This window comes from Pleurocapsa minor HA4230-MV1 (assembly GCA_019359095.1).
In the GTDB taxonomy this organism is placed as follows: Bacteria; Cyanobacteriota; Cyanobacteriia; order Cyanobacteriales; family Xenococcaceae; genus Waterburya; species Waterburya minor.
Genome location: JAHHHZ010000017.1, coordinates 49,591 through 62,788, shown reverse-complemented (window position 1 = coordinate 62,788; position 13,198 = coordinate 49,591). Strand labels below are relative to the sequence as shown.

12 protein-coding genes are annotated in these 13,198 nt (G+C 39.4%); 4 read left to right on the top strand and 8 right to left on the bottom strand.

Annotation, left to right across the window (positions count from 1 at the left end; all coding sequences use genetic code 11):
- Positions 1 to 93 precede the first annotated feature (93 nt).
- Positions 94 to 963 (bottom strand): ABC transporter permease, encoded by an 870-nt coding sequence (locus KME09_07540; GenBank protein ID MBW4533775.1) that lies wholly within the window; start codon positions 961 to 963, stop codon positions 94 to 96.
- Between the two features lie 233 nt (positions 964 to 1,196).
- Here KME09_07540 and KME09_07535 point away from each other — a divergent pair, with 233 nt between their 5' ends.
- The 3 genes from KME09_07535 to KME09_07525 all read left to right on the top strand — a co-directional run bounded on the left by KME09_07535 (position 1,197) and on the right by KME09_07525 (position 5,012).
- Entirely contained in the window at positions 1,197 to 2,792 is a 1,596-nt protein-coding gene (locus KME09_07535) for a dynamin family protein (GenBank protein MBW4533774.1), read from the top strand.
- A gap of 74 nt (positions 2,793 to 2,866) precedes the next feature.
- Positions 2,867 to 3,577: a glycoside hydrolase family protein gene (locus KME09_07530; protein ID MBW4533773.1), complete on the top strand. Its 711-nt coding sequence runs from the start codon at positions 2,867 to 2,869 to the stop codon at positions 3,575 to 3,577.
- Between the two features lie 559 nt (positions 3,578 to 4,136).
- The gene (locus KME09_07525; protein MBW4533772.1) at positions 4,137 to 5,012 is read left to right on the top strand and encodes a hypothetical protein; all 876 of its coding nucleotides are present in this window, start codon (positions 4,137 to 4,139) and stop codon (positions 5,010 to 5,012) included.
- Positions 5,013 to 5,058: 46 nt separating this feature from the next.
- Here KME09_07525 and KME09_07520 read toward each other — a convergent pair whose 3' ends face one another.
- Complete coding sequence (locus KME09_07520; protein ID MBW4533771.1) at positions 5,059 to 6,471, bottom strand: YdiU family protein; 1,413 nt, start codon at positions 6,469 to 6,471, stop codon at positions 5,059 to 5,061.
- 92 nt (positions 6,472 to 6,563) lie between these two features.
- On the opposite strand from KME09_07520, the gene KME09_07515 reads away from it, so the two are divergent.
- Entirely contained in the window at positions 6,564 to 6,821 is a 258-nt protein-coding gene (locus KME09_07515; GenBank protein MBW4533770.1) for a chlororespiratory reduction protein 7, read from the top strand.
- A gap of 53 nt (positions 6,822 to 6,874) precedes the next feature.
- Here KME09_07515 and KME09_07510 read toward each other — a convergent pair whose 3' ends face one another.
- The 6 genes from KME09_07510 to KME09_07485 all read right to left on the bottom strand — a co-directional run bounded on the left by KME09_07510 (position 6,875) and on the right by KME09_07485 (position 13,183).
- The gene (locus tag KME09_07510) at positions 6,875 to 8,692 is read right to left on the bottom strand and encodes a CHAT domain-containing protein (protein MBW4533769.1); all 1,818 of its coding nucleotides are present in this window, start codon (positions 8,690 to 8,692) and stop codon (positions 6,875 to 6,877) included.
- Between the two features lie 33 nt (positions 8,693 to 8,725).
- A complete protein-coding gene (locus KME09_07505; GenBank protein MBW4533768.1) occupies positions 8,726 to 9,715 on the bottom strand; it encodes a hypothetical protein in 990 nt (329 codons plus the stop codon).
- Positions 9,716 to 10,060: 345 nt separating this feature from the next.
- Entirely contained in the window at positions 10,061 to 10,576 is a 516-nt protein-coding gene (locus KME09_07500) for a COP23 domain-containing protein (protein MBW4533767.1), read from the bottom strand.
- Positions 10,577 to 10,781: 205 nt separating this feature from the next.
- The gene (locus KME09_07495) at positions 10,782 to 12,290 is read right to left on the bottom strand and encodes a UbiD family decarboxylase (protein ID MBW4533766.1); all 1,509 of its coding nucleotides are present in this window, start codon (positions 12,288 to 12,290) and stop codon (positions 10,782 to 10,784) included.
- A gap of 56 nt (positions 12,291 to 12,346) precedes the next feature.
- Complete coding sequence (locus KME09_07490; GenBank protein ID MBW4533765.1) at positions 12,347 to 12,526, bottom strand: hypothetical protein; 180 nt, start codon at positions 12,524 to 12,526, stop codon at positions 12,347 to 12,349.
- 270 nt (positions 12,527 to 12,796) lie between these two features.
- Positions 12,797 to 13,183 (bottom strand): DUF1622 domain-containing protein, encoded by a 387-nt coding sequence (locus KME09_07485; protein MBW4533764.1) that lies wholly within the window; start codon positions 13,181 to 13,183, stop codon positions 12,797 to 12,799.
- Positions 13,184 to 13,198: the final 15 nt, after the last annotated feature.

The following is a 13,198-nucleotide window of genomic DNA, read 5'->3' as shown; positions in this document are numbered from 1 at the left end:
AGACCCAGCCCGTAATTTATCCCGTCGCTGAAGCGAGGGACTTCTTACGGAAGATAGTTAAACCAAACAAAAAATCAATAAATAAATAGATCCTTACTTATTTTTCAAGCCAGGATTCAACATATCTCCTAATCCTTCCCCGACTAAGGATAAGCCTGTCACTAAGATGGTCATAGCCAAACCAGGAAAAGTAGCAGACCACCAAATCCCGATCGGTAAGGCATCTAAAGCTAAACGTAGATCGTGACCCCATTCTGGTACTTCAGGCGGGAGTCCTAAACCCAAAAAGCCCAAACCACCCAAGATGAGAATGGCATCGGCAGCATTGAGGGTGAACAACACAGGAACGCTTTGAATGACGTTAAAAAACAGATAGCGGGTTAAAATCCTAGTTGTAGGTGCGCCCATGGCCTGCGCTGCTTCAATAAATAGTTCGGTCTTAACGCTAGTGGTATGGTTGCGTACAATACGGTAGTACTGAGGAATATAGGCAATACTGAGGGCGATCGCTGCATTGATGACCCCTTGACCCACCACAAACGCTAGAGTGACGGACAACAGTAATCCTGGCAGGGTATAGATGGTATCCATAAAGAAGATCAAAACCCGATCTATCTTGCCCCCTAAATAGCCACTAACCAACCCCAAGGGAACACCAATAATCAGGCTCATAGTAGTTGCCAACGCCACTACTTTCAAAGCAGCCTGAGTTCCAAACAAGGTACGGGAAAAAACATCATAACCCTGGCGAGTTGTGCCAAACCAATAATCAGCCCCTGGGGCTTCGTGGATCGGATTAGCTAGGGCTTCGGTGGGATCTTGTAACCAGCCAATATTTTGCAATGTGGGAGCGAGAAAAGCGATCGCCATAAAGCTCAGAGTAATCATCAGCCCAATTAAAGTTAGGCTTTGAGATAGGGTCAGGCGAAATTGACGGGGTAATCTAATACTAGTGGTCATAATTTAGGGCGTAATCGGCTCAATCTGCTCGGCATTATAGCTAAAGATGCTGCTGAATTTAGCAACAAGTCTCTTAAGATAGTCATTCTCAAGATAGACATTTTTAGTTAAACTTAAAGTCCTAACACGATGAGCAGAAAAACTGCTTTAATTTAGAGTAGCCTTTGGTTATTAGTCATCTGATGGATTAAGAGCTAAAAGCTGTGATTAAAATTTATGATTAAGGAAGAGAATATATGCCTCTAACTCTTTCAGGAGAACAACAGCAACTTTTTGACCGTAGCTTGCAAACCATCCAGCAAGTTGAAGGTTTGTTTGTGGAGGCAAAGGTACTTTTTCCCAATTTCGACCCCGATACTGAAGTACTCAAGCAGCAGCTAGCTAATCCCTTTTCGATCTTTATCTGTGGTGAATTTAACGCAGGCAAGTCTAGTTTACTCAATCAACTCAACAATCAAGAAATTGCCACAGTGGGTTTTTTGCCTACCACCCAAGAAATTCACGCTTATAATCCCGAAGGCTTTGGTGGCTTAGTCTTTATTGATAGTCCAGGTACTAACTCGATTATTGAGCAACACCAAGAGTTAACAGAAAATTATCTCCAGCAGGCGGATATTATTTTGTTCGTTACTTCTGTTGAGCGTCCTTTGAGTAAATCTGAGCAAGATTTTTTAACCTTAGTCGATCAAACTTGGGCGCGGAAAATTATTGTGGTGATTAATAAAGCCGATTTAGTTACCGACGACGAAGCAAAGCAAATCCGTGAATATGTTAGCGAAGGTTTAAAAGAAATCCTCACAGAAATGCCCCCTGTCTTTACGATTTCAGCAAAAACAGGTAGCGGGATGGATGAGCTTAAAAGCTTTTTGTTGGCATTTTTGGCAGAAGGAGAAAAAGTTAAGCTTAAGCTGCGTGGCCCACAGAATTCGTTATTAGTTTATCTAGAACAATTAGAACAGAAAAACGAATCGATTAAAGCCAAATTACAGTCGGACAAAGTTATTTTTGACCGTACCTCCCGTAGAATTGAGGAAAGACTAGAAGAGTACAATCTTTTATTTGGTATTTTTCGCGATAATATTGAAGATTTGTTTACCAATTTAATTACAGAAACCAACGAATTAATTGATAATAATACGGGGTTTTTAACCGTTGTTAAACGCAAAATTACTAAAGAAGAAGACTTTCTCGAAGAACGATTGGCTAAGACAATTAAGGATATTCAGTTAGATAAAAATCTGCAAGACATCTTTCAAGAGGCGATCGCCACTTTTCAAAAGTACCGCGAACGAATTATTAGAGAAGCCAAGGAAGATCTATCTACTGCCATCACTGTCTCTGAGGATACTTTAGCGCTCCCGCCGATTAATACCGATCGCTTAAATAGCAACGAATTTGCCACTAAGATTAAGACAGCAACAGAAGAAGGTTTAGAGAGTTTCTGGAAACTGGGAATCACCGCAGCAGCAACGGGAGTGGGTGGACAACTCATATTTAGTTCAATTTCAGCAGACACGACGGCTTTTGTGGTTGCAGGGTTATTTAGTTTAATGAGCTTTGATGCCTTACCCAGAAGACGGAGAAAACTTAAAGCAGAGTTAGAACAAAATTATCGTAGTCTCCAAGAAAACTATACCAAGAGTCTTAAGGATGCTTTAGCAGCAGAATTAAATAAATGCCTGCAACAGTTTGCTAATGTAATTCGACCTCAACAGGAGGAACTTGCTAGTAAAATAGCTACTGCTGAGTCGATCGCTAAAGAAACGGCAAATATTAAAGCGCAAATTCAGCAGATTACTACTGAAGTAGAACAGTTAGCCAATAATACTTGAAGCCATGATGATCATCTGTAATTCAGATCTTTTAAAGTATTAAACTATCCCTTGTCCTCAGACAATCAACATAGATGCAGTTAGCTAATCAAGCCAAAAAGTTTTTCTATTTCAGTTGTTTGGTATTATTCCTGGGGACTTTAGGAAGTATCAGCCAAGAACCCAGAAATTTTTGGTGGCAACAATCTGAGCAAATGTTATCCAAGCTTTACGGACACTGGCATTCAGAGCAACCTAATCCTCAAGGCCACTATACTCCTAATGTATCTGGCACTCAACCCTTAGTTATGGGTGGGGGAGATCCTTATGTTAGAGCTTTGATGCGCACGATTACCGCTAGCGAAGCTAATGTTAGTCGTCCCTACAACGTCATTTATGGTGGCAAGCAGGTTGAAGACTTAAGTGAGCATCCTCAGCTTTGCGTCACCATTGTCGCGGGGCCAAATACTGGTAATTGTACGACTGCTGCGGGACGTTATCAAATGCTCGACTTTACTTGGAATCGGACAGCACAGCAGTATCATCCTCATCCTGGGGGTTTTTGGCGTTGGAAAAGCTATAGTTTTGAAGCTGAATACCAAGATGCGGTGGTTTATGCTTGGCTTAGTGATTCTCAGGCTTGGGGAATGGATATTCCCCAGTTACTACGACAGGGAGAAGTAACTCAGGTGCTTGAATTACTCTCAGGAACTTGGACTAGTTTAGGATACGGAATTGAGACTAATTCTATGAGCAATTATTTACCCCAAATTTATCAGAACATGTTGCAGGAAGAGTTAGGGTAAATAGGAAACAATCTTTTTGATCTATTTAGATGAAATTATGACCATTAATCTATTGTCGTAAGATAAACTTCTTATGAATTACTAGAATTAATAACAAAACTATAATAACATTTTAATAATATTTAAAGTTACGGCTAAATTATCCCGACTTAATTAAATGATTAAACAAATAAGCATTCAATTAAGTTAACTCATCTGCAAGATTACGAATAAAAATTTTGCTAGTAATCTAAAAATTATTCATTCTTTAGATAAGATAACGTCAAGCTATTGCTGTGCAACTGATAATTTAATTTCAATTAAAGCTTTAATCTAGGCGTTGAGCAACATATTATTGTGATACTACTATACTTTTTGCGCTAATTAAATGTTGGCTATTTAAATCAGCGGTTTTAAAAATGTAAAATAGCAGATTTTAAGTTATTAAAGTTAGTTTTTTGCTTAAATACACTTAATTAAAGTTGTAATTAATTCACAACTAGAGAGTGTAGAGATTAAACACAAACAAATAGTAATCATTAAAAATTAAATTTAGAAACTAAAATTTCAGGATATCCGCGTGAATATTTATATACCGTTTTTTTATTCAGAAAAAATTAAAAGGCCCGATCAAAACTTTTTTTTATTGAGTGTCTTGGGAGAAGATTTTCTGATCTTGCTCCTAGCTTTCAGTTTCGTTAGTTCTCATCCTTGGACAAATGCCTTGGGGTTATTTCTGCTACAGGTATCTTTTTGGTGTATCTATGAAATTGGCTACATTGAAAATGACATCTTAGGGGAAAAATTTGAAGATAAAGCAGTACTTTCGTATAACTATAATTCTTATAAATATTCGTTTCAACTGTGGCAACCTTGGATCTGGGCTGTTGTCTTTTCTATCTTAGGCATAGCTGTTCTTTATCAAGAAATAGCAATTAAAGGTGTTCATCTCGGCACGGCGATATTTGGTAATTATCATCGAGAACTATTTCAAATATCTGAAAGTTTTTTGTATTGGGCTGCTTTTTTATTGCTCTTAAGATTTTTATTTCATATTTATAATCAGCTCAATAAGCAGAGTCGAGTATGGTTCTATTTCTTGTTGCAAGCTTGCCGTTACTGTGGTTATTTAGTTCTTCTAACTACTAATACAGTTGGCTTAATTTTACTCATTAGTAAGATTTTAATTCGTTCAATACAGTATGTTTTATATCGTTACCTGGGGGGTAAAAATAGTGACTGGCCGATGGATTTCCCGCGCTACTTTTTTTACTTACTGATTTATCTTTTGATCTTGAGTGCTACGGCAGTTAATGAGCGTGATATCTCTTTATTATTTAACTATCAAGTACTTGCTATCATTACTTTTTGTTTGCTTAGGGGAAGTAAGCACTTTCAGAAAGTGTTTTCACAGTTTGTACATGTTAGTAAAGATAGCTCAAACCGAATTGTTTAGTTACTGATTACTAATTACTGATATTGTACCCTTGTGGTATTACTAATTACTGCTGAAGATCATGAAGCAAGTTTGTCAAAGGTTGCCAATCATTCTCCTCACTAATCGATCGCCAAACGGATTCAATTACAGGACGTAATAAAGCAGTCTGAGGGTTATGAATCTTAAGGCGATCGCCAATTTCTTTCATATTGTCTGGGGAGACTTGATTAAGGCATTGATGATAAATACTGCGCCAATTGTCGGTAATTTGCCAAGAAAAAGTAGCGTTGGCTAAAATTAACTCCTGCTCTTCGCACCAACGAGAATCGAATCCTTGAGCTAATTCAGCAAAGAAACCATGATAGCTAATCTCGGTATCTCTTAATAAGTTAATTGTCTGAGTTGATAATTCATGAGCGATCTTTCCCAAATCAGCCTCAAACCCTAGTTTTTGTAGCATCAACTGTTGATAATGTTGTTGATAGTAGTCGTCAAACTGCGCCAAGCCGATTTCCAAACTCGATTGTTCTGTAATCATTGCCAGGGGTTTTTGCAGTAACTCTAAATTAAACCGACAAATATAGGGTTGATTACCATAGCTATAGCGCCCACCATAGTCAAAGCTGGCAGCGGTAAATCGAGCGTCATAGGTAGGAATAAAGGCATAGGGGCCATAATCAAAACTTTCCCCAGCGATCGACATATTATCAGTATTGAGAACACCATGACAAAAGCCTGCCGCCATCCATTGTGCTGCCAACTGCGCCACCCTCATGACTAACTGAGCGTAAAACTGGTTATATTTATCCTCATCGTCAGGAATATCTGGATAGTAAACAGCGATCGCACTATCTAATAATTTACTAATCAAATCTGGACGTTGTAGATAATGTAGTCTTTCTAAAGTGCCAAAACGAATATGGGACTTACTCAACCGCACCATTACCGCAGAACGAGTGGGGGAAGGTTCATCTCCTCGCCATAAAGCTTCCCCCGTCTCAATCAAGCTTAAACAACGAGAAGTATTTACTCCTAGCTGATGTAGTGCCTCCCCTGCTAACACTTCCCTAACACCACCCTTGAGAGTTAACCGACCATCAGCACTGCGGGAATAAGGCGTTCTCCCCGATCCTTTAGTTCCTAAATCGTATAAATTACCATCTACACCGCGAACCTGACCGTATAAAAAGCCCCTACCATCCCCCAGAAAGGGATTATAAGCGCCAAATTGATAACCATGATAACGTAGAGCCAAAAAAGGTCTGACCCCGCTGAATTGACCAAAAGCAGCAATAAAGTCGCCGTCGGTCACTAACTCTGGTTTTAATCCCAATAATGGTAACAGGCGATCGTTACGATAACGGAGAAAATGGCTAGGAAAATCCGCAGCAGCAACAATATCGTAGTAGTCATCACCCAAGTTTTCCATCATGGGTTCATATTGAAGGTTGAGCAGCGGGTTGAGACTTGTTGCCATAAGGATAAAAATATCTAGTTCTCAACTAGCTTCTAAATTCAATTAGTTTTACAGTAATTATTAATTAACTAACTTTTAGTCCCTTTTTGACTATGCCCGATCCGATTATGTATCAGGAGGATGGTTATGTTGTCCTCGAATCAGATCAGCCTGAACAATTTATGAATTCAGCCGAACTGAAAACCAAGCTAGCTCATCTGTTACAGCAACCAGAAGTAATTATTCCCAGAGAGCTGGAACAGTTTGAATCACCAGAATTACAGGCTCAACACTTACTTGATAACTATTTTGAGTTAGATATTAGTGCAGATCATTACCTACAGTGGTATGTAGTACGCCTAGAAAAATAACTGGGGATGCAAATCTGTCCCATGAATAGTCTAAAATACTTTTCTACTCTAGACTAATTCCAATTACCAATCATGGTAAATGCTGACCAGAAATAAGGATGATTGAGACTTAAAGTACCGTCGGGAAAATCTGCTGGTAGAGGTAAATCTTTGCCATTGGATAACTTAACCTGCTTGCTATCAATCTTGACATTGCCTCGCAGCATTGCTATCTGAGTTTGACGCAAGGCCTCTGCTTTATTCAAAGTACTATCTAGCTGATCGTAAAACTCACCCATCATGGCTAAAGTCCCCAAATCACTAACATACCAGAGACTAGCCAATGCAGATTTTACCCCCGCCTGTACCGCTAATCCCGCAAAACCAAGCTCGGCATCTTTGTCTCCCAAAGCAGTTTCACAAGCACTTAAAACCATTAATTCAATCGGCGTATCATCAGTGTTCCAACCAAGTTGGTCTGATAATTGTTGTAGCTGAGGTATTTTGAGCTGTTCATCATAAAACTGGATGTAAGAATCGCTTAAATCACCTGCTTTGAATTCAGCATGAGTACCTAAATGAATAATTGAGAATGGTGTTTCGCGACTGTTTTGAGCCACAAAATTGGGAATTGTAAATTGCTGATTCAGAAATGACTCTCCACGACGGGGATTACTCACAATCGTCTTCAGTTCAATAGGCATAGTTGGTAAGGATGCTTGCTCTTTAAATTCAGATGCGCCCATTGCCAAAATGGAAGCTTCATCTGGACTCACGTAACGAGTATCGGTCAAGCCAAAACTAGGGACAATTCCCATCGCATACTTTTCAACCAAGAATTGTTGACCATCATAAAGTGCTGCGACGGGTAATAAACGCAAGCCTGAATCCATCGAAAACACCAAAACATCAATTTTATTAGCTTGAAGTTCTGCTTCTATGGGTTTAATTAGGACATTGTATAGCTCTTGTGAGGACTTTTTGTAGTCATTTAGATTGAGTTTCCGCACATCACCAATTTCAGCGCGAAATTCTGTTGCCTTGGCAAGAATATCTTTACGAGAGGTATTCTTGACTGTTTTACGGATCAATGAGGCTTGGGAGGCTGCTGGCGCATCAACACCCTTTAACTTCGACGATGCCACCAATGAAGTTTTGGCATTAGCCTGTACTTGCTCAGGTAGAACCACCAATGATTCTAGCTGATTCTCTTGAAGAGAGATATTGATAAAAGCAGGTTTTTTGCCTGTTTGTTCAGCTAACTGAGCTAATCTCTGAGAAATCTCTTTGACCGAAGGTACAGTGCCATAAAGTTCAATTCCCGTAGAACCAATTAACTGATTTAATTGAAATTCTTCCTGCATAAAAATGGCTAAATCGCCAGGTGCTTCTTGAAACTGAGTTTCATATGCTACGCGATCTAACTGCTCCACTGCTGGCTGAGAATCTTTCTCTGCTACTTTTTCTTCCTCCACTTCCTCAGATTTTTTAACTTCTCTAGCATCAGCTTCGTCAACTAATTTTTCAACTATTTCATCAGACTCAGGCGAGTTAGCAACTTCAGCAGTTTCTTCTACAGTTACTGGTTCGCTCTCAACAATTTCAGATTGAATATTAATAGTACTATCAGCTTCTGGACTAACAGTTTCTATTTGACTATTGGGTTGACTACTGTTAACGGGAACTTCTTCGACGATATCCCCCGCAGTGTTTTCTCCTAAATTATCAACTGTATTGCCTTCATCCTGATCGGGCTGATTAATCATGGCATCAGGACTAGGCTGCGTAATATCGGACATATTACCTGATTGAGAACGCGCTGATTCTGTCGCCAGGATAATACAGATACATGACAATAATATTTTTACTGGTAGTTGAGATAATTTCATCATCAAGGTCTCACTTTATTTACTAACAATTTTTATTTAAAAAGACAAACTGTATCCAAGACCCAAAACAAATCTTGTTCCGTCCCCCGCCGAACCTGTCACATCGGTGATAGAAGGAACAATAACTAAGGGAATTTTTTTAAATGGGACTAAGGGAACTCCAATCGTTAAGTCTTGACCGCTCCATTCAGCGACCAAACCGACTGGTTGAATCACCTTAATTGCTAAACTGCCAAAAACTCCAACATTTTCGTTACCTTCATTAATATTAGACTCTGAGCGAAACTGGCCGCCTCCCACGCCTAATGTTGTATACACTTCACTAAAAGGTTTAGTTCTATCTGTACGCAATTTAAATCTTTTAGTCGCAACGCCAAATACAGAAGATCCTCCATCCGTATTTCCCCAAGTAGTTAAGCCTTGAACTCCAGCGGCGATCGCAAAATCTTTGGGCAAACGACGATGCAGCTTGAGGTTAATTGACCCATCACTAAAAGGTGAACTAATATCAACCAGACTAATTCCCACTTGGACACCAACATTTTTTTGAGCATTTCCTAAACCAAAGCCTAGACCAAATACCCCATCAGATTCGTCTCTAAACCTCGCCCGCTCTTGATATCCCAAGCCGATTCCAGCATTACCCCAAGATGCTCCATATGCTGATGGATTGATAATAGTAATGCTAGGGGACGCTTGATATGTATTTTTCGGATCAGAAACTTGTAACGGTATTCGTTTTGGTTCAAATCTTTGACCTCCCGATGGTTGACGACGTAATGAGGGAATCCCCTCTTCGTCGGATGATTCAACAGCAACAGCATTGTTAATTTTGTACTTCTCGGAGGCAATAAACTGCCACTGAGTTTTATTACTAAACTCGCTTTTTTCTGACTGTCTAAGATTTAATGCTGATGAATGTTTAGTTTGTTCTGCTCCAACACCGATATTGCTGGCTGTCAATAAAACGATGTTTATTAGAGCAATCTTAAAAGAGCAAATGAGGGACTTTCTAATGAGGGGCATCTAAAACACTATGCTTTTGCTATATTTCTATCTGTAATTTATATGTAAAAGTGACTTTTACCAAATCTTGCTTGGTTAATCTTTGGTTGTCATCGTCTTTTAAGTTATCACTAAGTAAGCTATCAGGTAACTTGATAAGAAATATAGACATTTTTATAACTCATGTCTAATTAATTGGTTGGTCATGAGCAAATAGCTCTATTTGATAGCTTTTTTTAGATCGATGACATCAAAGCAAGAAAACATTAGTGTTGATAGATTTCCCTCGGTATACCATTAGGTAATTAAAAAGACGATTAAATAATCTAAATTGCCAACTAGCTCAAACTAATTGGCAACAGCCTACTACCAAGGCCACCAGAGTGGTTGATATGGTTCATCATTAAAACTATATACACCTCGGACTTTATACACTTGGCAATCAATCGGCGATTTGTTTTCTAAAACACAACTTGCATTAAATTTAGGATTAACGCTAAACAGCTTTTCACTGGCTTCATTTAGGCAATTTTGATCCTCTTCATTGACCAAACACACTAGGTTTGCGTTTTTGTTGGTTTCAGCCTTCAAATACTTAGCATCTTCCTGCTGATATGAACTTTGTAGTTTTGCTGCGGTTTGCTGACAAACTTCAGCTCCAGACTGTCCTGGTACTAAATATTCAGCGTGCCAACTCATCAAAGGTGTCAAATTTACTTGGCCTGGATTGTAAGCAAACATAGTAGGGGTATCGCCCTGGACAGCGCAAACAAACACAGATTTAGTAGACTCAGGAGTCGCTTTTTCTTCGGCTTTGAGCGGAACTGCGGAAAATGCGATCGCACAACCAACTAAGGCAAGAGATAGATATTTATTTTTCATTGATTCTACTTAAAATATTGAGATTTTAAAGCTATGTATATACCCTCATAAGTATATTTGACTATATATCAACAAGGGTTTCCTATTATTTCACTAAATTTATTGTCACAACCATAAAATTTTGATGAAGTAGGTTAATTTTAGTTACGGGTAAAGTGGTATTTTATGCATCCAAAAGAGATAAATTAGATAAATTATTTCAAATTTATTTCAAATCGTAGCCGAACAAATTGGCGTCTACTTCAGCTAAATCAATATCCCCTAATCCATATTCCTGCCAGCGTCGGTCAACCATATCGGCGACATCACCATCGGATTCTAAAGGTTTGCCCCATTCATGATCGGTTTCAGGAGGAATCTTGGTCGTAGCATCGATCCCCATGCGCCCACCTAAACCAATTTTTTCGCTAGCAAAGTCAAGAGTATCAAAAGGAGTATCGGGCAAGATAAAGACATCGCGGGAGGGATCGACTTTGGAGCTAATTGCCCAAACTACCTGGCGGGGATCGCGGATATTGATATCCTTATCAACGACAATGACAAACTTGGTATAGGTAAACTGGGGTAAAGCACTCCAAAAAGCTAGGGCTGCCCTTCTTGCCTGTCCAGGATAGGCTTTATCAATCGAAATAATTGCTGCCTTGTAACTCAGCGCCTCCATTGGCAGGAAGAAATCAACAATTTCCGAGACTTGCTGACGCAGAATTGGGGTATAAATACGGTTAAGAGCGATCGCCATCATTGCTTCTTCTTTGGGTGGGCGACCGCTAAAAGTAGTCAGGTAAATTGGATCTTTACGATGGGTCATACAGTGGAAACGAACTAGAGGCGAATCTTCAACCCCGCCGTAATAGCCCATGTGATCCCCAAAAGGCCCATCGGGTAACATTTCTCCTGGGGTAATTGTTCCTTCCAAAACAAACTCAGAGTCTGCTGGAACTTCGAGATCCACAGTTTTACATTTAGCCAGTTTAACTCCACTGCCCCCATATAAACCAGCAAAGAGCCACTCAGAGAGATCTACAGGAATGGGTGTTGCTGCTGCCATAATAATCATCGGATCGACTCCCAGGGCGATCGCAATTTCTAGTTTTTTGCCTGCTTCTGCTGCTTTCCTGAGATGTCTTGCCCCACCCCGTACCGAAAGCCAATGAACGGTCATGGTATTTTTAGACTGTAGCTGAAGACGATATACACCAACGTTCGGCGTACCTGTTTCTACATCTTTAGTAATGACTAAACCCAAAGTGATGATTTTTCCCGCATCTCCCACATAAGGACGAATCATCGGCACTTGGTTGAGATCGACATCTTCTCCTTCGATCACTATTTGCTGGCAAGAGGGAAAAAAGTCCCTACCTGGCTTGGCTTTTAAAACATCAAATAGCACTTTGCCAAAATCTACCGCCTGCTTAATTTTCTTCGGTGGTTTAGGCTGCTGCAACATGGCTAGTTTAGAACCCAAAGTTTCTAACTCTTCTGGCGCTTCCATGTTCATCGACCAGCAGATCCTCTCTACGGTTCCCATAAGATTAACTGCTACAGCAAAGGGAGATCCTTTAACGTTTTCAAACAATAAACCAGGCCCTCCTGCCTGTAACAGGCGATTAGAAATTTCAGCAATTTCTAGTTCAGGATCGACCAGTGCTGAAATGCGCCGTAGCTGACCCTTAGATTCTAGAATTTCAATAAATCCCCGTAAATCTCTTGCCATATTAAGAAATATAAACTTGTAAGTATATACATAGTCTAGAAGAGTTGGGCAAGGATCTACAATTTCTTTGTCAGGCTAGATGAAAGATCTTGGTTCATCGCATCAATAATATTGTGCAAAGCTTCCATAAAGACTTGTTCCGAGTTTGAATTTAAAGCATTTAATAAATAAGCTTTACCTCCTTGTGGTTGGCAGAGGAATTGAACTACCTGATTTTTACTACTTATCTTATTCATGAGAGCTATATTACTTGGTTTTAGTTATGGTGAGCCAAAATCAGAAATAAACAAAATTAAATTGTCCAACTTTATTTAATTACATCCATCTGCTAAAAGTTATGATAGCTATCTTCAATAATTACTATGCTTGTGAACTGCTTTCTCCATTAATCACTGCTGCACCGACTAAATGAGCCAATTTTAGGGCTTCTGGTACTTTGCCACGGTCGGTCAATTGAATTAAAGCTTAGGCTGGGCAATTAATAAATAATGACTAAATAATAGGCTTTAGCCGCTCACACTTTTCTGTTCATTGAGCCATAAAGAGTGACTCTTAAAATCTTCAGCACTTTTATCAATTGCCTGTAATAAAAGGTAATTTAAAATCGTCCGCAGGGCAATAATTGCCGCTAGTTGACCAAGCTCATTCCAAGAGGGGGTAATCGTTGTCTTTAAGATGCTTCCTCCTAATAAAAAGCTTAATCCGAGAGAAAAACCATAGCCTAATTCTAGGCGACTTCCTTGAAATGCGATCGCCGAACTAGTACTAATAAAAATATGTTGGCTGTAAATAATTAAAGCTTTAACTATTCCTGTAACGATGACAAACAGTGCTAATAACTGACACAAACTAACTACCCAGTCATTAAGAGTGCTGACTATCTGTACAAACATTCATTTTTACCTAGC